The following is a 22093-nucleotide window of genomic DNA, read 5'->3' as shown; positions in this document are numbered from 1 at the left end:
GCGCAATCGCCGCATCGTCATCCGGGCACCATGGGAGGCATGGGATCCTATGTCGCCGAGGCGGGCGAGTTCACCCGCGACACCGACTACATCACCACCCGCATCACCGCAGACGGGCGCGACGGCTACCCCGTCGAGCCCGGCCGCTACCGGCTTGTCGTGGCCCGGGCCTGCCCGTGGGCCAACCGCGCAATCATCGTCCGACGGTTACTGGGGCTGGAAAACGCGCTGTCCATCGGGTTTTGCGGCCCGACCCACGACCAGCGCAGCTGGACCTTCGACCTCGATCCCGGTGGTGTGGACCCGGTGCTGAAGATCGCGCGGCTGCAAGACGCCTATTTCAAACGATTTCCCGGCTACCCGAAGGGGATCACCGTCCCGGCTATTGTTGACATCCCCACCGGCAAGGTGGTCACGAACGACTTCGCGCAGATGACCCTGGACTTTTCCACGCAGTGGACCGCCTATCACCGTGACGGCGCTCCGCAGTTGTATCCCGAGCCGCTGCGCGCGGAGATCGACGATGTGAGCAAACGGGTCTACGCCGACATCAACAACGGTGTCTACCGCTGCGGCTTCGCCGGCTCGCAGCAGGCCTATGACGCGGCCTACGACCGGCTGTTCACCGCGCTGGACTGGGTGAGCGATCGCCTGTCGGGCCAGCGATATCTGGTGGGCGACACCATCACCGAAGCCGATGTCCGGCTGTTTACCACGTTGGTCCGTTTCGACGCGGTCTATCACGGCCATTTCAAGTGCAATCGCTGCAAGCTCACCGAGATGCCGGTGCTGTGGGCCTACGCCCGCGACCTGTTCCAGACGCCGGGTTTCGGCGACACCGTCGATTTCGTCCAGATCAAGCAGCATTACTACGTCGTGCACGCCGATATCAACCCCACCCGCATCGTGCCCAAAGGCCCGGAGCTAGCTGGCTGGCTGACACCCCATGGCCGGGAGGCTTTGGGCGGCAATCCATTCGGTGACGGTTCGCCTCCCGGGCCGCCACTTGAGGCCGAGCGGGTGCCCGCCGGTCACGGCGTGGAGCCGCTGGCGTGAAACCGGTGACCGGATTTGTTGCCAGTTTCGCCGGGCGGGTTTGTTGGCCAATGCTTTTCGGTACCAGTCGATCTGGATGTCCCACCGGCAGCCGATCCCCAGCGGGTTTCACACCCAACCGCCTTGCTGCCCGGGGTTTGCCTGCGACGGCATCCGGCTCGTCGATCCGCAAGATCGATCGCCCACCAGCACTGTGCCCATCCGGTGTGTCGGCCAGCCAAACGTCCACCGCCCATATGCCGGTGTCCCCGGCACCCGTTACTGCCGGACAGGTCCGACGACCGCCACCCGGTCACCACCGGCCACCACAATCGCGAGCTGCCACCACCCGTTGGGTGCCGCCGTCGCTCATCAGGCCGGCCCGGATGCGCGCCGGACCTCGTTCCCTTCGGCATCCCCCTCGGTGCTGGCAAACGCCGGTGGCGTGCATCGACGGCTCAGCGTTGCCACCAGCGTCACCGCGTCAGCTTTGGCGTCGAGCAGATCGATCAGGTGGTCGCGCTCGTGCAGCGCGACCGGTTCCAGCCCACCGACGAACCGCTCGCCGTCCCCGGTGGGCAGCACCCGGGCGCAGATCAGCTGCCCCGGCCGAAGACCGCGGCCGCCCTCCCGAACCTCGTGGCGGTCGCCGCTACGGACATCGCGTACGGTGACACTCTGCCCGGCCCGCACCCGCTCAACCTCGAACACCGAGCGCTCCACCAGCAGCCATTGCTCGGCCAGCAGCCGCTCGTCCTCGGGCAGCAGCGACCCGCGCGCCGCCACGAACTCCGCGAACGCGCCACCCTCAAATAGCACCGCGTCGATCACCAGGGGGTCAGCCAGCGCCGCGGCCAGCGCGTCGGGATCCTGGTGGGTGTAGCGGTAGCGTTGGTAGCCCGCCTCGACCAGCAGGCCGTTCCACCCGCCGAGCAGCGCGTGCTGGATCGCCTTCGCATACAGCCAGTCCGCGCGCCCGGCCAGGGGCAATCGCTCGCGCCCGAGATGACACTTTTTGTACTTGCGTCCAGAGCCGCACCAGCAGGGCTGATTTCGGCCCAGGTCGCGCCGCGGTTCGGGTCGGTGCCGCTCCAGCAACTCCGCCAGCGGGTGGTCCGGCTCGGCGCCGGCACGGCGCAGCAACGCCAGCCCACGCTCGGCGTCGCCGCGGTCGGAGGCGATGCGGGCCAGATCGAGTAGCGGCAGCGGCCAGCCCGGATCCATCGACTCTGCCGCCAGCAGGTTACGTTCGGCCGCTTCGAGATCGCCGAGCCGCTCCAGTGCCACCGCCCGCAGCCAGCGGCACGCCACCCGCGCCGGGCGCGGTACCCGGGGTTCCAGCGCCTCGGCAAAGACGCCCAGCGCGACCGCTCCGGCGTGGCCGGCACCGACCGTCTCGGCCACCAGCAGCTCGGCCAGCCGCGGCTCGGCGAGCGCGGCCCCAAGCTCACCCACCAGCTCGAGGAAGCGCTCCGGCGCGGATGGTTCCGCGGCCATGGTGGTGGCGGGGCCGTCATGCGGCGGGGACTCGTGCGCCGCGGCCGCCGCCATCAGCAGCAGCGCCATCTGGTCATACACCAGGAGCAGGGCGTATAGCGCGACCGCGTCGGCGGCTTCCAGCTCGTGCCGCTCGGCCAGGGCGGCGCACCCGCGCTCGAAAAACCATCGGTCGAAATCGAATCCGCCGGATGCGAGCCACTCGCCGCGATGCGACAACCCGTGTTCGCCGATGAGCTCGCACAACGGCGCCAGCGGCTCGGTGAACCCCTTCGGCTCCTCGACGCATGCCGTCCACACCGCCGCATCGAAATACACCGGCTCATCGTCGCCGAGCGTCGCGGCCAGCCGCCGGCCCACCAGGGGGGCGTCCGCGAGCGCGGTGACCCGCTCAAGCACCAGCCCCTCTTCGCTGAGCCGCACCCCGACCAGATCCCCTGCGGCCACCCCCAGCGCCCCCAGCGTGCCCGGCGCCAACAACAGCGCCCCGTTCCGGTCGACGGCTTCCGCCGGGACACCCCGCTGCTCGAGGAGTTCCCCGTCGAACCCGGCCAGCACGATCAGCACGGGTGACCCGTCGGCGAGCCGCCGGTACCGCTCGTGCCCGCAGAGCGCGGTGATCGGGTCCAAATCCGGGGTTACGGTGAGCAGGTCGTGCGCCGCCTCGTCGGCGCTCAGCCGGTGGGTGAACACCCGCCCGGCCAGCACCCTCGGCAGCCACACCCACCGGTCGTCAACCAGCTGCCCTGCCGGACATTCGGTTTCATCGAGAAGCTGATCCAGCACCCCGTCCGGATCAGCGACCCCGCACTCGTGCAGCCGGCGTGCGATCTCGTCTTCGTGCAATGGACCGTGTGCGGCCAGAACATCTGCGAGGATCGCCCCGGTGTCCAGGGTTTCAGCCACGGCGACCACCCTACGCGGTAGGTGCGGGGCTGCGGGGGCGCCACGCGAAAGCCTGCCTCACTCAAAGGGCACCGTTGCGCCGTTGCCGCCCCGGTGGGCCCCCTGCCGCTCAACCAGAACGGGCCGGTTGCCTCCCAAGCCGGGAATCAGCGAGTCGCCGCGGAAGCTGACAATCGTCTGGGCCAGGCCCAAGATCAACAACGCGGTGACCACGGTGAAGCCGACCCATAGCTCGGTGTACACCAGCACGCCCAGCGCGCCGCCCAGCACCCAGGCCAGCTGCAATATCGACTCCGAACGCCCGAACGCCGATGCCCGTGACTGCTCGGGAAGATCATCCTGCAGCGAGGCGTCCAGCGAGGCTTTCGCGATAGCGCTCGCGCCGGCGGTGATCAGCGTGGCACCGGCGGCCACCACCCAGCTTGCGGTCACCGCAACCGCCAGCGCGGCCGCGGTAACCGCCACGGTGCAGCGCACCACCAGCACCGTAGGCCTGCCCAGCCGCAGCCGGGCACTGGTGAAATTGCCGGCGAAATTGCCGATCGCGGCGGCGGCGCCGATGAGGCCCAGCATGCCCAGCTGCACCCATCCGCTGCTGTCGTGCGCTTTGGCGACGAACGCCGGGTACAAAAACAGGAAACCGACCATCACCTTGATGGTCGCGTTGCCCCACAATGCGGTAATGATGTTGCGGCCCAAGGGTTGTCGAACGCCGGCTACCCGCCTGACTTCTTCCGGCCAGCTGCCGCGGGGCCGATCGCGGCGACGCCGATAGCTCAAGGTGGCCGGCACCTCGCCGGCGGTCACCTCGACCCAGCGGGGAATCCGCATCGATAGCCAGGCCCCGGCAGCGCTGACCGCCACGATGACAAACAGCGCACCGGGCAGCGCGAACAAATGGGTGAACACGAACTCCACCCCGGAGGCGATCGCACCGCCGCCGACGGTGCCTCCGAGCAGGCCGAACACCGTCAGGCGCGAGTTGACGCGCACCAAGTCGATCGTCGGCGGCATCACTCGCGGTGTCACCGCGCTGCGCAGCACCGAAAACGACTTCGAGAGCACCATCATCGCCAGCGCGCACGGGTAGAGCACCCACGACGGAAAGCTGCCGCTGGCCCCGTCGTAGTTCATGATCAACGTCAGCGCCAGCGCGGTTCGCAGTCCGAACGACGTCGCCAGCGCCACCCGGCGGCCATGCTGCAGCCGGTCCAGGGCCGGCCCGATCAGCGGCGTGATCACCGCGAACGGCGCGATCGTGATCAACAGATACAACGCGACCCGATCTTTGCTCTCCGCGGTGGCCGCAGCGAAGAACAGCGTGTTGGCCAGTGCGACCGCCATCGCGGAATCCACGGCAAAGTTCGCTACCACCGGCCAGGTCAGCGCCGTCAGCCCGGACTTGTCGGCACCGTCGGCGGTGGCGGCCTTCTGGACCAGCCAATACATTCGGGATCCCATTTCGCGGCTGCGCTGCGCCGCGGCCCGAGTGACGGTGGCGCGTTCGCCGGAACCGGAAGGTGGCGGTGGCTCGCCGCCGGCCGGTTCGGCCGAGCGGTGCAACGGCGGAAGGTAGCGATTGGCACTGGGCATCGGCGGCGGACGGCGCAGTCGCCGATAGCCCGAGGTGTCATCGGCCGCGGGAGCCGGATAGTTGGCCATGCCAGGGTGCTCGCCGAGGGGTCGGCTGCCACCGCGGCGCCCCGATGGAGCCGCCAGCCGACCCGGGGGATTGCGGCGCCGCGCAGTCACGCGTTCATTCTCCCCCATGCCGGCTGTCCGGGGCCGCAGGCGCCAGGGGTGTGGCTCGCTGGCCTGGTCGTCGGGCAGTATTGATGATGTACCGGAAAGAAGGACCATCGTGACCAGCCCCAGCGAGCAATCCACTGCACCGGCTGCCGCCGCGTGGCCGCAACGGCTCGCCGCAGTGCTCAAGGGCGCCGTTGCCCAGGCCCGGGCGGCCGTTGAGGAGTTCAGCGGCCCCGAGACGGTCGGCGACTATCTGGGAGTCAGCTACGAAGACGAGGTCGCCGCCACCCACCGGTTCCTCGCGCACCTGCCGGGCTATCGGGGTTGGCAGTGGGCGGTCGTGGTGGCGGCCTACCCGGGCGCTGATCATGCCACGATCAGCGAGGTGGTCTTGCTGCCCGGACCGACGGCGTTGTTGGCCCCGGAATGGGTGCCATGGCAGCGGCGGGTCCGGCCGGGGGATTTGGGCCCTGGCGACCTGCTCGCGCCGCCACCCGAGGATCCGCGGCTGGTTCCGGGGTACACCGCCAGCGGGGATCCCCAGGTCGATGACACCGCCGCCGAAATCGGGCTGGGCCGGCGCTGGGTGATGAGCGCCTGGGGCCGCGCGCAGGCGGCCCAACGCTGGCACGACGGTGACTACGGCCCCCGTTCGCCGATGGCGCAGTCCACCACGCGGGTGTGCCGCACCTGCGGTTTTTTCTTGCCGCTGGCCGGATCGCTGGGGGCGATGTTCGGGGTCTGCGGCAACGAGATATCCGCCGACGGGCACGTCGTCGATATCGAGTATGGCTGCGGGGCGCATTCCGATACCCCCGCCCCGGCCGGCAGCGGCTCACCGGTCTATGAGCCGTACGACGATGGTGTCCTGGAAATCGTGGACGGTTAAGCCATTGCGGCCAGCGTCGTGGGCCTGGGGGATGGCTGACTAACCGTTCTCGGCGGCGGCTTTGATGTTGGCCAGCGTGGCGTGCATCCCGTCGACGAGTTCACGCTCGAAGTTCGCGACCCCGCCAAAAAATGCGTTCACGGCCAGAGTCGACACCGGTTTGACGCCGGCTTCGGCGTGCCGGCTTTCGACCACCCGGGTTCCCTGGCCGGTCGGCTCCAGCTCATAGCTCCAGATCGTGCCGTTGGCGTTGACTTTGAACGCCAGCTTTTTCTCCGGGATGATCTCGGTGATCGTGCAGGTCGTGGGCCAAAAGAGGAACTTGCGGCGGTTCACGTTGACGGTTCGGGCACCCTGGCGCAACGGACCGAGCGGCATCATCCAGCGGCATTGCGGACTCCACTGCGGCATTCGGCGCACATCAGCTATCAGCGCCCAGACCTTCGCGACCGGCGCCGCGACATCGATCCGTGCTTGCAAGAGCGGCGCTGGCATCGGGCCCCACCTCCTGGTTACGGTCTGGTCACGGCCTGCACTCGGCCGCCGTTCATGTTCGGTCGCAAGGCGATTCCAGTCCGGTTTGCGCTCCCCGCGCGCCGCGGCGGACCGCGTCGCGCTGCCATAGGAAGATACCCGTCCCGAGCAACCCGACGCCGAGTCCGGCCAGCGTCACCGGCCGCCAGCTCTCAAACGTGGGGATGGCGAACGCGACCACCGCGGCCGCCAGCCAGCCCAGCGCGCCGACAGCGATGACCGGCCACACCGCCAGCAGCGCCGCGGGCAGCGGTGGCGGTTGGGGACTGCTACCGCGGTTCACAGGCATCGCGATCAACATATCGATATCGGCGGCGGCGCGGCGCCGGGGCCGCAAGGGGTGCCGGCGCCGCGCCGCGGGTATGCGCCCCGGGCGCATTAGCGCCTGCACGACCCTGCTCGTTAATACGCCCCGTTCTTTGATTCCGTTGTACCCTTCGCGCTGTGATGGATGCGGACACGCGGCTGGCCAGCGACTTGTCGCTGGCGGTCATGCGGCTGGCCCGTCAGTTGCGGTTCCGCCGCTCCCAGTCGCCGGTGTCGTTGTCGCAGCTGTCGGCGTTAGCGACGTTGGGCACCGAGGGCCCGATGACACCCGGCGCACTCGCGGTCCGAGAAAGGGTGCGTCCGCCGTCGATGACTCGGGTGGTTGCGTCGTTGGTGGAGCTGGGCTTGGTGCACCGCAGCGCCCATCCGGTCGACGGCCGCCAAGTCCTGGTCTCCGTATCCACTGCCGGTGCTCAGCTGCTAGAGGCGGAGCGCCGCGCCGGTCGCGAGTGGCTGGCCCAACGCCTTGCGTCCCTGGACAGCGCCCAGCGCGACACGCTACGCCACGCCGCCCGGCTGATCTTGGCGCTGGTTGACGAAAGCCCGTGAGCACACGGGGTGCCGCTGCGGACACCGGGAGCGTTGCGGACGGGGACAGCGTGCGGGTCCTCGACGTGAGCGACCCGGCCGATCCGCGGCTCGACGATTTCCGCGACTTAAACAGTGTTGACCACCGTCCCGATCTGCCGACCGGCAGGGGCTTGGTGATCGCCGAGGGCGTGCTGGTGGTGCGGCGTATGCTCGCGTCTCGGTTCAGGCCGTTGGCCCTGCTCGGCACCGACCGCAGGCTCGCCGAACTCAAAGCTGATCTGAAGCGCAGCTGCGCGCCGTATTACCGGGTGTCTGCCGAGGTGATGGCGCAGGTGATCGGCTTTCACCTCAACCGCGGGGTGCTGGCGGCCGCACGGCGGGTGCCGGAGCCCTGTGTTGCCCAGGTGGTCGACCGAGCGCGCACCGTCGCGGTGCTCGAGGGCGTCAACGACCACGAGAATTTGGGCGCGATTTTCCGTAACGCGGCCGGCCTGGGTGTGGACGCGGTGGTGTTGGGCAGCGGCTGCGCTGATCCGCTGTACCGTCGGGCTGTCCGGGTTTCGATGGGCCACGCGCTGCTCGTGCCGTATGCTCGCGCCCGCGATTGGCCGGCGGATCTCATGGCGCTGCGCCAACGTGGCTTTCATTTGCTGGCGATGACACCACACGGTGCCGCCCTCCCGCTGCCGGAGGTCATGGCTACCCGGCGGGACCATCGGGTCGCGGTGCTGGTGGGCGCCGAGGGTCCGGGGCTGACCGCGGCCACCATGCGGATCTGCGATGCGCGGGTGCGCATCCCGATGTCACGCGGCACCGACTCCCTCAACGTCGCCACCGCGGCCGCGCTGGCGTTCTACGAGCGCTCCCTGGCGGCCCCGGGACGAGCCGGCCACCCCAGTTAGGCTCGCGTTGGTGAGCGACGAGCCCACGCCGTGGGGAACCGGGCTGACGGTGGCGGGGTTTGTCGCCGCGGTGATCGCGGCGGCAGTGGTGGTGTTGAGCCTGGGGCTGGTTCGGGTGCACCCGCTGGTAGCCGTTGGCCTCAACATCATCGCGGCCGCTGGGCTGGCGCCGACCCTGTGGGGTTGGCGGCGCATCCCGGTACTGCGCTGGTTTGTACTGGGAGCGGCGACCGGGGTGGCCGGCGCCTGGCTGATATTGCTCGCTCTTGGGGCGTCGGGCCAACTCTAAGCCTGACCTAGCCCGACCTTGGCCGTGCCAGGGTGTGGGCTGACCGGTTTACCGTGGGCTTCCCGAGCGCACCCCCAGCAACACGTCCTCCCATGCGGGAACCGGCGGCCTGCGGCGGCGGGCGCGTGTCGGCTCGGCCTTCCCGTCGGACGGCGCGTCGGGGGCCGGCGCGGCACCGGGCTCGTCGAAGTCGAGTTGGGCGACGGTGGCCAGTGGCCGCAGCGGGCGGTCGAAGTCCGGGTCGATGAGCTCGCTGGCCGCGTCGTCGACGGCGGTGATTGTTCCCCCATGGGCACCGGGGGTGAAACGGAAATGCGCGACATTGTCAGACCGGCCGGCCTTCCAGGCCAACTGCACCGTCCAGCACCCGTCTTCGTTGCGCCACGCGTCCCAGCTGGTGTCATCGGGGTCCAGGCCACGGGCCGCCAGCGCGGCGGTGACGGTCTCCAGCAGCGTCATCACCGCGGGACCGTCGGCGAGCACCGGATGTGCGGCCATTGCCAGCTCGGCAGCGCGGGAACGTTCAAGCAGCACCGGGTGGGCAAACCGCGCGACCCGACCGACATCGGCCCCGGCCGCCGCCGCCACCTGCTCAACAGAGGCGCCGGCCCGGATTTTCGCTTGAATCTCCTTGGGACTCAACATATTGGGAACCTCGATGCCGATCTGGGCGTGCCGTGAAGCCATTCCGTCGCCGCACACGGCCGCGCGCAGCCGATCGTCCGCGCGCAGCCTGAACTTCTCGGCTGGGTCATCACCCTCGCAGATGATGTGTTTGCCGTCGACATCAAGGCCGACGACTTTGAGTTCCCGCATGGCTTCTCCTCGGGAGGCTCTTGGCAGACCAGCGCCGGGCCTGTGAGCGCACTGTAACGCACGGAATGGCCGGAGCCGCGCTGACACGCGGGGCAGGCGGCTGGTGCGAGTTGAGTGCTCGGGAGTTCTCATCCCATGCCCACAGCAACGCCGCCCCGAGCGATTATGTGGTCGGGGCGAGCGCCCGCTTACGGAGGCACTCGTCGAGGCCGGGCGATCGCCGCTGCGTCTCGCACCTGAGGAACGGCGTCGTCAACCCGGCGTCAGCGGGTGGTCATGCTGCCGGGCCTGTCGAGCGCGGCCTGCACCGGGGAACGGGCTCGTATTACGCGGCCAGCGCTGGGGCGGCTTGGGCCTGGGTGAGGTGCGGGGCACTCTCTGCTGGTTGGGTGGTCGGTCGCGCATTCACCCGTTGCACCACAACGGCCATGCTCGCGCCGACTACCAGCGCCGCCGGCCAGTTGATGGCGATCGCAGCCGCCAAAACGCCGAGCGCCCCAAAGAGGGCAAGCTGATCGGGCGGAGGCACCGGCACCCGGCCTGCCACCGGAACGCGCACCGACCGGTGCTTTGCCGGCTGCACCTGCCGCAAAGCTTCTCCTTGGCGGCCCGGCGGGAAGGATCGTGGCGTTGCGGCCATGTCATCTCCCGGCAGTTCGGTGTTCATATATCGTTAGTCGCTGTTATCCGCGGGACAGTTCCGTTGCCGTGGTGTGTTTTGAGTTGCACATGCTCATGAGCGGGCTTGCCAGCCATTGTCAACGGCCCACGGAACGCTAACTCGCCCAAGAGATCCGAGTGATCGCGCGCCGGAATTGGCCCGGCTCGAAGGCTGTCGGCCACACACGTATTTATCACGTATTGTTGGTGCAAGGGCTGCGGGGAAGAGGCCAGTACGCATCGGTCCGACCTGGCCGCCAGACGAACCAGACGAATAGGAATCCGCCGGCCGATTGCTTCCGGTCGATCGAGTTACCGTCCGCCGTGATGTGACACGTCAACGGTTCGCTTCAGGGCCGTGGTGGGGCCGTTAAAGCCGCTCGACCACCCAGTCGACACAGTCGGTCAGCGCGCTGACGTCGTCGGGATCGACCGCAGGAAACATGCCAACCCGCAATTGGTTGCGGCCAAGCTTGCGGTACGGCTCGGTGTCGACGATGCCGTTGGCGCGCAGCACCTTGGCGACCGCGGCGGCGTCCACGCCGTCGACGAAGTCGATGGTGCCCACCACCTGGGAGCGCAGCTGAGGGTCGGCAACGAACGGCGTGGTGTAAGGGCGCGCCTGCGCCCAAGAGTAGAGCCGTTGCGAGGAGTCCGCGGTGCGTTTGACCGCCCACTCCAGCCCACCGTTCTCGGTCAACCAGTCGATCTGTTCGGCGAGAAGCACCAGCGTCCCGATCGCCGGGGTGTTATACGTCTGGTTTTTCAGGCTGTTCTCCACCGCGATCGGCAGCGACAGGAAGTCGGGCACCCATCGCCCACTGGCGGCGATCGTCTCGATCCGGCCCAGCGCCGCCGGGCTCAGGATGGCGACCCACAGTCCCCCGTCACCGGCGAAGTTCTTTTGCGGCGAGAAGTAGTACGCGTCGGCTTCGGAGATGTCGACCGGCAGGCCGCCAGCACCCGAGGTGGCGTCGATGACAACCAGCGCATCCCCGGCGTCGACGGGCCGGCGTATCGGTACCGCCACCCCGGTAGACGTCTCGTTATGCGCCCACGCGATAACGTCGACCGACGGATCGCTGCGCGGTTCGGGGGCGCTGCCAGGAGCAGACTCGATGATGATTGGGTCGCCGACGAACGGATTCTTGGCGACACCCTTCGCGAACTTCGACGTGAATTCGCCATAAGCCAGGTGTAGTGAGCGCTGGTCTATGAGCCCGAACGCCGCGGCGTCCCAAAACGCAGTCGCGCCGCCGTTACCCAGGATCACCTGGTAGCCGTCGGGCAGGGAGAAGAACTCGGCGAGCCCCGACCGCACCCGGCCGACCAGATCCTTAACCGGCGATTGCCGGTGTGACGTGCCAAACAGTCCGGCTGCGGTGCCCGTCAGGGCCTGCAGTTGTTCGGGCCGGACTTTTGATGGGCCGCAGCCGAAGCGGCCGTCGCGGGGTTTGATGGTCTCGGGAATTTGGAGGGGAATCGTCAGCGGGTCAGCCATGATCTCAGGGTAGTGTGGGGTGCCCACCCGGGGGCGACCCGGCCCGGGGCAGTCGGGTAGGAGCCCGGCAATCCGCGCCTAAGCCACGCCTAAGCCCGCCCCCGCAGCACTGTGAGCCAGCCCACACCGATGGCCTTTCGGGGCGGTTTCGTCACAGCAGCCCGACGAGATCTGGCTAATTGCCGATACCGGCGGTACCGTGTCCGCATAACACGCCTAGTTTTCAACGTTACCTGGGGACTGCTGACATGGCTCGGACGAAAATGGTGCACCGGTGGCGCCGCAACATGGAGGTGCGCGACGACGCCGAGTATGTGGCTCTGTTGACCACCCTGTCCGAGGGGTCGGTGCGGCGCAATTTCAACCCGTACACCGACATCGATTGGAAGTCGCCAGAATTCGCGGTGACCGAGAACGACCCGCGGTGGATTCTGCCGCAGACCGACCCGCTGGGCCGCCACCCCTGGTACCAGGCGCAATCGCAGGAGCGCCAGATCAAGATCGGCAGGTATCGGCAGGCCAACGTGGCCAAGGTCGGCCAGCAATTCGAGAACATCTTGATTCGGGGCCTGATGCAGTACTCGTTTTGGGTGCCCAACGGGTCGCCCGAGTACCGCTACTGCCTGCACGAGGCGGTCGAAGAGTGCAACCACACCATGATGTTTCAGGAGATGGTGAATCGCATCGGTGCCGACGTGCCGGGCATGCCCCGGCTGCTGCGCTGGGCGGCACAGGTGATCCCGCTGGTCGCCGGCCCGCTGCCGATTCCGTTCTTCTTCGGCGTGCTGGCCGGCGAGGAGCCCATCGACCACACCCAGAAGAACGTGCTGCGCGAGGGCAAGACGCTGCACCCGATCATGGAGCGGGTGATGGCGATCCACGTGGCCGAGGAGGCCCGGCATATCTCGTTTGCCCACGAGTACCTGCGCAAGCGGGTTCCGCATCTGCCGCCGCGCAAGCGGTTCTGGCTGTCGCTGTACGTCCCGCTGGTGATGCGGGTCCTGTGTTCAGCGATCGTGGTGCCGCCGAAGGCTTTCTGGCAGGAGTTCGGCATCCCGCGCGAGGTCAAGAAGGAAGTGTTCTTCCGCGCACCGGAGTCGCGCCAGATGCTGCGCGACATGTTCGCCGACGTCCGCATGCTCTGCTACGACACCGGACTGATGAACCCCGCCGCCAAGATCGTGTGGCGGATCTGCAAGATCAACGGCAAGCCGTCCCGTTATCGCAGCGAACCACAGCGGCAACACCCGGCCGCGGCCGCGTAGGACGCCTGCGGACGCGCTACGGAAGCTAGGAGACACGCCGGTCCATGCCGCACGTTATTACCCAGTCGTGCTGCAACGACGGATCCTGTGTCTTCGCCTGTCCGGTGAACTGCATTCACCCGACCCCCGACGAGCCGGGGTTCGCCACCGCCGAGATGCTCTACATCGACCCGGTTGCCTGCGTGGACTGCGGCGCCTGCGTAAGCGCCTGCCCGGTGGGCGCAATCGTCCCCGACACCCGCCTGCAGCCCGAACAGTGGCCGTTCGTGGCGCTCAACGCGTCGTTTTATCCGCCGCGTCCGGCCGGCGTGAAATTACCGCCGACATCGAAACTGGCGCCGGTGATGCCGGCCGCCGAGGTGCGCACCGGCCGCCGGCCGCTGACCGTGGCGATCGTGGGCTCCGGGCCCGCGGCGATGTACGCCGCCGACGAGTTGCTCACCCAGCACGGTGTGCGGGTGAATGTCTTTGAAAAGCTGCCCACGCCCTACGGGCTGCTGCGGGCCGGGGTGGCGCCCGATCACCAGAACACCAAGCGGCTCACCCGGCTTTTCGACCGGATCGCCGGCCTGCGTGGCTTTCGCTTTTTCCTCAACGTCGAGGTCGGCAAGCACCTGAGCCACGCCGATCTGCTGGCCCACCATCACGCCGTGCTGTATGCCGTCGGCGCGCCCCATGACCGGCGGCTAACCATCGACGGGATGGGCTTGCCCGGCACCGGCAGCGCCACCGAATTGGTCGCCTGGATCAACGGCCATCCCGAGTTCACCAGCCTGCCAGTCGATTTCAGCCACGAACGCGCCGTCGTCATCGGCAACGGCAACGTTGCCCTCGATGTGGCCCGGGTGCTCACCGCCGACCCGGGTGAGCTGGCACGCACCGACATCGCCGACCATGCGCTGGAAGCGTTGCGCGCCTCGGGAATCCGCGAGGTGGTGATTGCGGCGCGGCGCGGCCCAGCGCACTCGGCGTTCACGCTGCCGGAGTTGATCGGGCTGACGAGCGCCGCCGATGTCGTGATCGACGCCCCCGACCGCAAGCTGGTGCTGCGCGATCTGACCATGGTGTCCGACCCGTTGACCAGAGCCAAGCTGCAGATCCTCAGCAAACTTTCTGACGGCTCGGCTCCGGCGCTTAGGCCGCGAATCCGGCTGGCCTACCAGCTCACGCCCAGGCGTGTCCTCGGTGAGCAGCATGCCAGCGGCATAGAGTTCACCGTCACCGGCACCGACCGGGTGCACTGGCTAGACGCAGGCCTGGTTCTGACGTCGATCGGATACCGCGGCAAGCCGATTCGCGATCTGCCGTTCGACGAGGCCGGTGGCGTAGTTCCCAACGACGGTGGTCGTGTGATCGACCCTGGCTCTGGCCGACCGGTGCGCGGTGCCTACGTGGCGGGCTGGATCAAACGGGGGCCAACCGGATTTATCGGCACCAACAAGTCCTGCTCGCTGCAAACCGTGCAGGCCCTGGTGGCCGACTTCAACGATGGCCTGTTGTCTGATCCGGTGGCCGGGCCGGGCGCACTAGCCAAACTGGTCCGGGAACGGCAGCCGGACGTCGTGGACGCCGCGGGATGGCACGCCATCGATTCCGCCGAGATCGCGCGGGGCAACCTCGCGGGGCGCCCCCGCAACAAGTTCACCGATGTCGCCGACATGCTGGCGGCCGCGGCGACCGCGCCGGCGCCGCCGCTGCGGCGCCGGCTGGCCGACAGGCTGCGCCAATTAGCTTAGCCCCATCTGGCACACGAGCCTAGCTTAGCCACATCTGGCACACGAGCCCCACTCAGACGGGAATGCGCTATGCCCGTCTCCGAGCGAGTCCGCCGTGAAATCGCTCGGAGACGGGCATATAGCGCATCTTCTGTCCGGCGACGCATGTAGCCGATGTGACCATCGCCATCGTGGGGTTAAGACCCGGCCATCGCCGCGGCGATCTCGTCCATGCTGACCTCGCGTACCGGCTGTCCCAGCGACCAGCGGTGGCCGAACGGATCTTCCAGCACACCGTAGCGATCGCCCCAGAACTGATCCTGTAACGGCGCTACCACGGTGGCGCCGGCGTCAAGTGCGCGCTGGAACTTCGCGTCGACGTCGGTGACCGTAAGGTGGATGGTGACTGGGGTGCCGCCCAGTGATTTCGGCGTCATCGATTTGCCGCCACACACTTCCGGGAAATCGTCGTTGAGCATCACCGTGAAACCGTTGACGCGCAGCGCGGCGTGGATCAGCTTGCCGTCGGGGCGGGGCACGCGCCCCAGCTCGACGGCGTCGAATGCTTTGACGTAGAAGTCGATCGCCGCGGCGGCGTCGTCGACGACGAGGTGCGGGGACAGGGCGGGTTCAACATGGATCGCCATAATGGCCTCCTGGGTGTGGGCGTGGTGGCCCTGGCGGGCCTACGGGTATTGACCCCGCCCGCGATGAACTGTTATCGCGGCGTGGCCTAGCCAACCAAGGGGCACCGACAACCGAGCCTCAGGGCATGCGAACCTCGTTCCAGCCCTCGACGGACTCCAGGCTGCGGGGGCCCGGGCCCACATAGATCGCCGACGGGCGCACCAGTTTGCCCAGCCTTTTCTGTTCAAGGATATGAGCGCACCATCCGGCGGTGCGGCCACAGGTGAACATCGCGGGCATCATCTTGGCCGGCACCCGGGCGAAGTCCAGCACCACGGCCGCCCAGAACTCGACGTTGGTTTCAATCGCCCGGTCGGGACGCCGCTCCCGCAACTCGGAGAGCGCCGCCTGTTCCACGGCCAGCGCCACTTCATAGCGCGGCGCACCCAACCGTTTAGCGGTTGCCCGCAATACCCGCGCCCTGGGGTCCTCGGCACGGTAGACCCGATGCCCGAACCCCATCAGCTTTTCTCCGCGGTCCAGAATTCTCTTGATCAGGCCGCGGGCGTCACCGGTCCGTTCAACTTCCTCCAGCATGGGCAGCACCCGGGCCGGTGCACCCCCGTGCAGCGGGCCGCTCATCGCGCCGATCGCTCCGGACAACGCCGCTGCCACGTCCGCACCCGTCGAGGCGATCACCCGTGCGGTGAACGTGGAGGCGCTCATCCCGTGCTCAGCGGCCGACACCCAATACGCGTCGACGGCCTCGATATGGCGTGGGTCGGGCTCCCCCTGCCAGCGTGTCATGAAACGTGCTGTGACAGTTGGGCACTCGTCGATGATCCGTTGTGGAACCGCCGGTTGGTAGATGCCGCGCGCTGACTGCGCGACATACGACAGCGCCATCACCGATGCCCGGGCTAGCTGCTCGCGGGCGGTGGCGTCATCGACGTCAAGCAGCGGCTGATATCCCCAGATGGGTGCCAGCATCGCCAGCCCGGCCTGGACGTCGACGCGCACGTCGCCGCTGTGGATCGGCAGCGGGAACGGCTCGGCCGGGGGCAGCCCGCGACCGAATTTGCCATCCACCAGCAACGCCCACACATCGCCGAAGGTGACCTGTCGGCTCACCAAATCCTCGATGTCGACGCCGCGGTAGCGCAGCGCGCCGCCGTCCTTATCCGGCTCAGCGATCTCGGTGGTGAAAGCCACCACCCCGTCCAGGCCGGCGACAAAATTCTCAGGGACAACCGTCATACGGGGATTCTCGCACCCCGCTCTTCGACCATCGCTACCGGTCCGGTCGAGGATAGCGGCCGCTAAAGCGTGTCGAACAACTGGGTTGAGGTTCGGCGCCGCCATTCTCGGGCGTTCCTGGGTTCAGGCCGCGGGCGCGGTGTGAAGGTCGGTTCCCGCGTCATCCGGGCTGGTTTTCACCAACACGTGGGTGTTGGCCAGCGCCGTCCCGTCGGCGGGCAGTGGTGGCCCGGCCTCCTGCTTGGGGGCCCGGGGATCGGTTCGGGTGATGGGTGCGGCCCCGGCGGGCCAGATTCGTCGCCGCGTTGGTGTCTGGGTCGGCGGTATGCCCGCACCCACAGCTGAACACCCGATCGGCCAGGGCCAGCTCGGTGTTTGACCGCCCCGCGTCAACGGGCACAGCCGGGTCGAGGGATGCCAGCGGTCGGCCTCGACGAGCCGCCCGCCGCGCCAGGCCTGCTGGTAGCGCGGCATTCGAGCGAACTCTGACCAGCCGGCATCGCAGATCGCGCGGGCCAGCCGGTGGTTGGCCAGCATTCCTGTCACGTTCAGGTTTTCGATGACGATCCGGTCGTGGGTCTTGACCAGCCCGCCGGGTAGGTGGTGCAGGACATGGCGGCGCACATTGGCCACACGGTGGTGACGCCGGCCCAACCGGGCGGCGGCATCCTTGCGGTTGCGTGATCCTTTCTTCTTGCGTGACAACGACTTCGACAAGCGTCGTTGCTGTTTGAGCCCGCTGGCCAAGGCCCTTGCCCAAATCGACGGCGGCTTCCTCGAATACTTGCTGGCACACCGCGTCCCGCCAGCACAAGCCGGTCACCACCACCTCGACCCCGCCGTGAGCATCGACGGCGAGGACCCGGCCGGCGTCTTCGGACCGCGCCATCGCCGACCAGCGTCTCACACGACACCGACAACACGGCGCAAGCGTGTCGGTACTCCTGATGGCGATGTGCGCTCATGTGACCCCAAACCTGGCTCGCGGCGCTGGTACCGCTCGGATCTGTCCGATACCGCGTGGGCGCGCATCGCCGGCTTCCTGGTGCCCACACGCCCCAAGGGCGCTCGGCCCCGCCCACCGCAGCGGTGGCGCGAATCCCCACCACGGTCGGCGGCGAGGTCCGCGCCCGATCGGGGCGGCGCCGACGACGCAGCGCAGCCGTCGGTGATTCCTCCAGCCTCAAAGCGTTCCCGGTGGCCGGGCCACGCGGGCTCGACGGCGCCAAGAAGGTCGACGGTGTCAAACGCCATGTCCTCGTCGACACCAACGCTGTGCTGGTCGCCGCTATCGTCACCGCAGCCGACGTGCAGGACCGGGCAGCATTCCCCACGCTGCTGGGTAAGGCCAAGCGGGTCGCGCCGACCATCAGCCACGTGTGGGTGGACAAGGGCCACACCGGCCAGTCGGTGACCCGTGCCGCCGCCGGGCCCGGCGCCAGGGTGGATGTGGTGTCCGGGCCCAAACCCGGTCACGGGTTCATCGACCAACCCCGCCCGCTGGATGGTCGAACGCACCGACGGCTGGATCAACCACTGCCGCCGCCTCGACCGCCACTACGAAACCACGCTGGCCGCCCACGAAGGCTTCCTCTACCTCAGCCAAATCGCTTTACTGCTCACACGCCTCGATCGCAGCCAGTTGTTCGGCACGCTTTAGTAGCGTTGGGCTGGTGGCGGGTCCGGAGAGGGAGCGGCTAGCGGCAATGCGGGTGGAATATGGGCCGGAAAAAGACGGCTGCGGCGATCTCGACGTTAATTGGCTCGAGGACGGCTGGCTCGCGTTGTTCCGCCGGTGGATCGATGACGCCGAACGCGCCGGAATCGCCGAGCCCAACGCCATGGTGCTGGCTACCGTGGCGTCGGGTCGGCCGGTTACCCGATCGGTGCTGTGCAAAGACGCGGACGAGAGCGGCATCACCTTCTTCACTAGCTATGAATCGGCGAAGGCCGCCGAGCTGGCGGCGACGCCGTATGCTGCGGCGACGTTTCCCTGGTACCGGCTGGGCCGTCAATTCCACATCCGCGGGCGGGTCAGTAAGGTCAGCCGGCGGGCCACCGAGGAGTACTGGTCCAAGCGGCCGCGTGGCTCCCAGCTGGGCGCCTGGGCGTCACACCAGTCCCAGCCCATCGCGTCGCGCGAGGCGCTGCTCGATCAGTTGGCTGAGGTGACCGCACGCTTCGCGCGCGAAGAGCACATCCCGGTGCCACCGGATTGGGGCGGTTATCTCATCGCGCCCGACGTGGTCGAATTTTGGCAGGGCCGGGAAAACCGGCTGCACAACCGGATTCGGGTCATCGGCGATCGTGTCGAGCGGCTCCAGCCCTGAGCCGGGCGTGGCGACGATGCGCGCCGTGAAGCGGCGCGAGGAGGAGCTGCGCGATTGAGCCGGGCGTGGCGACGATGCGCGCCGTGAAGCGGCGCGAGGAGGAGCTGCGCGATTGAGCCGGGCGTGGCGACGATGCGCGCCGTGAACGGGCCTTACCCGGTCGGGCTGGGGATCGTCGGTGGTGCAGCTCAGACGGCGCTATCGCCGCCCCGGGCGGGCGCGCTGCCGCGACAGCGACTACCTTCGACGGTGCGCACCTAGTAAAACGCACCTGTAAAACCTAGTAAAACCTGGCAAGGCCAGCGTTGTCAGCAGTGAGACGAGCGCAAAGGGGTTGTTGTGGCCGCTACCGACGACACCGACACCGCCACCCTCCGGTACCCGGGAGGCGAGGTGGACTTGCCGATTGTCCACGCCACTGAGGGAGCCGACGGCATTGCGCTGGGCTCGCTGCTGGCAACGACCGGATACACCACCTTCGACCTCGGCTACGTCAATACCGCCTCGACCAAAAGTGCGATCACCTACATTGACGGCGACGCCGGTATCCTGCGCTACCGCGGCTATCCGATTGAGCAGCTCGCCGAGAAATCAACCTTCATCGAAGTCAGCTACCTGCTGATCTACGGCGAGTTGCCGAGCATGGAGCAGCTGGCGGCTTTCACCCGCCAAATCCAGCGCCACACCATGCTGCACGAGGACCTCAAACGCTTCTTCGACGGCTTTCCCCGCAATGCGCATCCGATGCCGGTGCTGTCCAGCGTGGTCAACGCATTGTCGGCGTACTACCCGGACTCCTTGGACCCGATGGATAACGGTCAGGTCGAGCTGTCCACGATCCGGTTGTTGGCCAAGCTGCCCACGATCGCCGCCTACGCCTACAAGAAGTCGGTCGGCCAGCCGTTCCTCTACCCGGACAACACCCTGACACTGGTGGAAAACTTCCTGCGGATGACGTTCGGGCTGCCGGCCGAGCCCTATGAGGTGGACCCCGAAGTCGCCCGGGCGCTTGACATGCTGTTCATCCTGCACGCCGACCATGAGCAGAACTGCTCGACCTCCACGGTGCGGCTCGTCGGGTCGTCGCGGGCTAACCTGTTCACATCCATCTCGGGCGGAATCAACGCGCTGTGGGGACCGCTGCACGGCGGCGCCAACCAGGCGGTGCTCGAGATGCTCGAGCAGATCCGCGAAAGTGGCGGCAACGTCGGCGAATTCGTCCGCAAGGTGAAGAATCGCGAGGCCGGTGTCAAGCTGATGGGCTTCGGCCACCGCGTCTACAAGAACTACGATCCGCGGGCGCGGATCGTCAAGGAGCAGGCCGACAAGATCCTCGCCAAGGTGGGCGGCGATGACGACCTGCTGCAGATCGCCAAGGCTCTGGAGGAAGCGGCGCTGTCTGACGACTACTTCATCGAGCGCAAGCTCTACCCAAACGTCGACTTCTACACCGGGCTGATCTACCGGGCTCTTGGGTTTCCTACCCGCATGTTCACCGTGTTGTTCGCGTTGGGCCGACTGCCGGGCTGGATCGCGCACTGGCGCGAGATGCACGACGAGGGTGACAGCAAGATCGGCCGTCCGCGCCAGATCTACGTCGGGCACCGCAAGCGCGACTACATCACCATTGACGCGCGGTAGTCGAAGCCGGCGGGCGGTCTACGCGCGGGCACCGCGTCAACGCGACGCGAGCACCGCCATCGCGGCGTTGTGACCGCCGATACCGGAGACCGCTCCGCCGCGGCGGGCCGCGGAGCCGCACAACAGGATCCGCTCGTGGCCGGTGGCCACCCCCCATCGCCGCGCCGGGGTATCCAGCGGCTCGTCGTCGTCGGCGAACGGCCAGGACAATGCGCCGTGAAAGATGTTGCCATTGCTCATCATCAGCGTGCGATCCAAATCCACGGTGGTCGTCGTCTCGACACAGGGCTGACCATGCGCATCGGCCATCAACACATTCTGAATCGGCTCGGCCAAAACGGAGTTCAGCGAGGCCAGCACCGACTCGGTGAGCTGCTGGCGCAACGAGCCGGGGTCGCTGTGGCTAAACACCGAATGCGGTGTGTGCAGGCCGAATACGGTCAGCGCCTGAGCGCCAAGGTCACGCAGTCGGGGCGACAGGATGCTCGGGTCGGTCACTGAATGGCAGTAGGCCTCGCACGGCAGCGGATCCGGCAGGCATCCGGCGGCGGCCCGCGAGTACGCGGTTTGCAGCTGGCTCCAGGCCTCGTTGACGTGGAATGTCCCCCCGAATGCCTGCTGCGGCGCCACCCGGTTGTCGCGCAACCGGGGCAGCCGCCGCAGCAGCATGTTCACCTTGACCTGCGACCCCTGGGCCAGCGGTGGCGGGGGGTCGCCCAGCAAACGCGCCAGCACCACTGGGGTGACACCGGCCAAGACGAATCGGCCATGGACCAGGTGCTCTTGGCCGCCGTGGCGGTAGCGCACCTCGCCGTCGGGGCTCACTGCGTAAACATCCGCGCCAGTGATGATCTCGGCGCCGTAGCCGATGGCCGCGGCCGCCAGGGCCGTCGTCACCGAACCCATCCCGCCGATCGGGACATCCCATCTTCCGGTGCCGGCGCCGAGCAGGTGATACAGAAAGCAGATGTTCTGCTGCAATGACTGGTCCTCAAGGCGGGCGAAGGTGCCGATCAGCGCGTCGGTGGCGATCACGCCGCCGACCAGATCATGGCCCACTGCATTGGCGATGGCATGCCCGATCGGCTGCTCGGTCATGGCGTGCCACGCGGCCGCGGCCCCGGGGTCGGCGTTCCCGAGGACATGCCGGCGGGCCTCGTGCCGGGTGCGCAGCGGCTCGGTCAGCGTCGGCCACAGCCGCTCGGTCACCAGCCGACAGCGCCGATAGAACTCGGCAAACGCGGGCTTGTCGGCGGCGGCGCCGATCGCCTCGAACGTTCCCATCGCCGGCGGTCCGATCAGTAGGCCCGTCTTGCCGCCGGTGGCCGGGTCGGGGGTATATGACGAATAGCCCCGCCGGGCTAACCGCACGGGAGCGCCCAGGTCGTCGATGATGCGTTGCGGCAACAGGCTGACGAGATAGGCGTAGCGCGACAACAGGGCGTCGACACCCTCGAACGCCCGCACCGACACCGCCGCGCCCCCGACATGGTCCAGCCGTTCCAACAGTCGCACCCGCAGGCCCGCCCGGGCCAGATAGCCGGCGGCCACCAGGCCGTTGTGCCCACCGCCCACGACAATTGCGTCGAAACCCCGTGCCGGGCCGGCTGCCATCCCCGGGC

General features: G+C 68.0%; 20 protein-coding genes and 2 pseudogenes. 11 read left to right on the top strand and 11 right to left on the bottom strand.

Features of this window, described 5'->3' with window-relative positions; genetic code table 11:
- Positions 1-39 precede the first annotated feature (39 nt).
- Positions 40-1056 carry a glutathione S-transferase family protein gene (locus MSM1_RS03330; protein ID WP_213440167.1) on the top strand — a complete coding sequence of 339 codons (1017 nt, stop codon included), beginning with the start codon at positions 40-42 and terminating at the stop codon, positions 1054-1056.
- Positions 1057-1446: 390 nt separating this feature from the next.
- On the opposite strand, the pseudogene MSM1_RS03325 reads toward MSM1_RS03330, so the two are convergent.
- Together MSM1_RS03325 and MSM1_RS03320 are read right to left on the bottom strand one after the other, a co-directional pair.
- Positions 1447-3438 (bottom strand): annotated as a pseudogene (locus MSM1_RS03325) (SEC-C metal-binding domain-containing protein); the annotation flags it as partial.
- Between the two features lie 57 nt (positions 3439-3495).
- Positions 3496-5157: an MFS transporter gene (locus MSM1_RS03320; protein WP_374101687.1), complete on the bottom strand. Its 1662-nt coding sequence runs from the start codon at positions 5155-5157 to the stop codon at positions 3496-3498.
- A 142-nt stretch (positions 5158-5299) separates the two neighbouring features.
- On the opposite strand from MSM1_RS03320, the gene MSM1_RS03315 reads away from it, so the two are divergent.
- Complete coding sequence (locus tag MSM1_RS03315; RefSeq protein WP_213440164.1) at positions 5300-6076, top strand: DUF3027 domain-containing protein; 777 nt, start codon at positions 5300-5302, stop codon at positions 6074-6076.
- Positions 6077-6115: 39 nt separating this feature from the next.
- On the opposite strand, the gene MSM1_RS03310 is transcribed toward MSM1_RS03315, so the two are convergent.
- Both MSM1_RS03310 and MSM1_RS03305 read right to left on the bottom strand, forming a co-directional pair.
- A complete protein-coding gene (locus MSM1_RS03310; RefSeq protein ID WP_213440163.1) occupies positions 6116-6571 on the bottom strand; it encodes an SRPBCC family protein in 456 nt (151 codons plus the stop codon).
- Between the two features lie 52 nt (positions 6572-6623).
- Entirely contained in the window at positions 6624-6899 is a 276-nt protein-coding gene (locus MSM1_RS03305) for a DUF2530 domain-containing protein (protein ID WP_213440162.1), read from the bottom strand.
- A 155-nt stretch (positions 6900-7054) separates the two neighbouring features.
- On the opposite strand from MSM1_RS03305, the gene MSM1_RS03300 reads away from it, so the two are divergent.
- Genes MSM1_RS03300 through MSM1_RS03290 form a run of 3 tightly spaced genes read left to right on the top strand, consistent with a single transcriptional unit; the run spans position 7055 to position 8659 of the window.
- Entirely contained in the window at positions 7055-7486 is a 432-nt protein-coding gene (locus MSM1_RS03300) for a MarR family winged helix-turn-helix transcriptional regulator (RefSeq protein ID WP_213440161.1), read from the top strand.
- Positions 7483-8370 carry a TrmH family RNA methyltransferase gene (locus MSM1_RS03295; protein ID WP_374101652.1) on the top strand — a complete coding sequence of 296 codons (888 nt, stop codon included), beginning with the start codon at positions 7483-7485 and terminating at the stop codon, positions 8368-8370. The genes MSM1_RS03300 and MSM1_RS03295 overlap by 4 nt, the downstream gene beginning before the upstream one ends.
- 10 nt (positions 8371-8380) lie before the next feature.
- Positions 8381-8659, top strand: coding sequence for a DUF2537 domain-containing protein (locus tag MSM1_RS03290; RefSeq protein ID WP_213441667.1), 279 nt, complete (start codon positions 8381-8383; stop codon positions 8657-8659).
- Between the two features lie 48 nt (positions 8660-8707).
- Here the strand turns inward: MSM1_RS03290 and sepH are convergent, their stop codons facing one another.
- The 3 genes from sepH to serC all read right to left on the bottom strand — a co-directional run bounded on the left by sepH (position 8708) and on the right by serC (position 11636).
- Positions 8708-9475, bottom strand: a complete 768-nt coding sequence (sepH, locus tag MSM1_RS03285) for a septation protein SepH (protein WP_213440160.1) — start codon at positions 9473-9475, stop codon at positions 8708-8710.
- Between the two features lie 325 nt (positions 9476-9800).
- Positions 9801-10142, bottom strand: coding sequence for a hypothetical protein (locus MSM1_RS03280; RefSeq protein ID WP_213440159.1), 342 nt, complete (start codon positions 10140-10142; stop codon positions 9801-9803).
- A 363-nt stretch (positions 10143-10505) separates the two neighbouring features.
- On the bottom strand, positions 10506-11636 hold the full coding sequence (gene serC, locus MSM1_RS03275; RefSeq protein WP_213440158.1) for a phosphoserine transaminase: 1131 nt from the start codon (positions 11634-11636) through the stop codon (positions 10506-10508).
- A gap of 248 nt (positions 11637-11884) precedes the next feature.
- Between serC and MSM1_RS03270 the strand changes: the two genes are divergently transcribed.
- Together MSM1_RS03270 and MSM1_RS03265 are read left to right on the top strand one after the other, a co-directional pair.
- Complete coding sequence (locus MSM1_RS03270; RefSeq protein WP_213440157.1) at positions 11885-12901, top strand: diiron oxygenase; 1017 nt, start codon at positions 11885-11887, stop codon at positions 12899-12901.
- Between the two features lie 44 nt (positions 12902-12945).
- Positions 12946-14637, top strand: a complete 1692-nt coding sequence (locus MSM1_RS03265; RefSeq protein ID WP_213440156.1) for an FAD-dependent oxidoreductase — start codon at positions 12946-12948, stop codon at positions 14635-14637.
- A 176-nt stretch (positions 14638-14813) separates the two neighbouring features.
- Here MSM1_RS03265 and MSM1_RS03260 read toward each other — a convergent pair whose 3' ends face one another.
- The 3 genes from MSM1_RS03260 to MSM1_RS03250 form a co-directional block, all read right to left on the bottom strand.
- On the bottom strand, positions 14814-15263 hold the full coding sequence (locus MSM1_RS03260; protein WP_213440155.1) for a VOC family protein: 450 nt from the start codon (positions 15261-15263) through the stop codon (positions 14814-14816).
- 118 nt (positions 15264-15381) lie between these two features.
- Positions 15382-16500, bottom strand: coding sequence for a citrate synthase 2 (locus tag MSM1_RS03255; protein WP_213440154.1), 1119 nt, complete (start codon positions 16498-16500; stop codon positions 15382-15384).
- Positions 16501-16623: 123 nt separating this feature from the next.
- Positions 16624-17247 (bottom strand): transposase, encoded by a 624-nt coding sequence (locus MSM1_RS03250; protein WP_282100821.1) that lies wholly within the window; start codon positions 17245-17247, stop codon positions 16624-16626.
- Between the two features lie 273 nt (positions 17248-17520).
- Between MSM1_RS03250 and MSM1_RS22855 the strand changes: the two are divergent.
- The 4 genes and pseudogenes from MSM1_RS22855 to MSM1_RS03230 form a co-directional block, all read left to right on the top strand.
- Positions 17521-17961 (top strand): annotated as a pseudogene (locus tag MSM1_RS22855) (transposase); the annotation flags it as partial.
- Positions 17962-18004: 43 nt separating this feature from the next.
- Positions 18005-18160, top strand: a complete 156-nt coding sequence (locus tag MSM1_RS03240; RefSeq protein ID WP_213440152.1) for a hypothetical protein — start codon at positions 18005-18007, stop codon at positions 18158-18160.
- A gap of 46 nt (positions 18161-18206) precedes the next feature.
- On the top strand, positions 18207-18830 hold the full coding sequence (gene pdxH / locus MSM1_RS03235; protein ID WP_213441345.1) for a pyridoxamine 5'-phosphate oxidase: 624 nt from the start codon (positions 18207-18209) through the stop codon (positions 18828-18830).
- Positions 18831-19169: 339 nt separating this feature from the next.
- Complete coding sequence (locus MSM1_RS03230) at positions 19170-20471, top strand: citrate synthase (protein WP_213440151.1); 1302 nt, start codon at positions 19170-19172, stop codon at positions 20469-20471.
- A 36-nt stretch (positions 20472-20507) separates the two neighbouring features.
- On the opposite strand, the gene MSM1_RS03225 is transcribed toward MSM1_RS03230, so the two are convergent.
- Positions 20508-22085, bottom strand: a complete 1578-nt coding sequence (locus tag MSM1_RS03225; protein ID WP_213440150.1) for an NAD(P)/FAD-dependent oxidoreductase — start codon at positions 22083-22085, stop codon at positions 20508-20510.
- Positions 22086-22093: the final 8 nt, after the last annotated feature.

Origin of the sequence: Mycobacterium sp. SM1 (assembly GCF_018361265.1) — a bacterium.
Classification (GTDB): Bacteria; Actinomycetota; Actinomycetes; order Mycobacteriales; family Mycobacteriaceae; genus Mycobacterium.
Note: the sequence above shows the minus strand (reverse complement) of the source record. Positions and strands in the feature narration are given on the sequence as shown.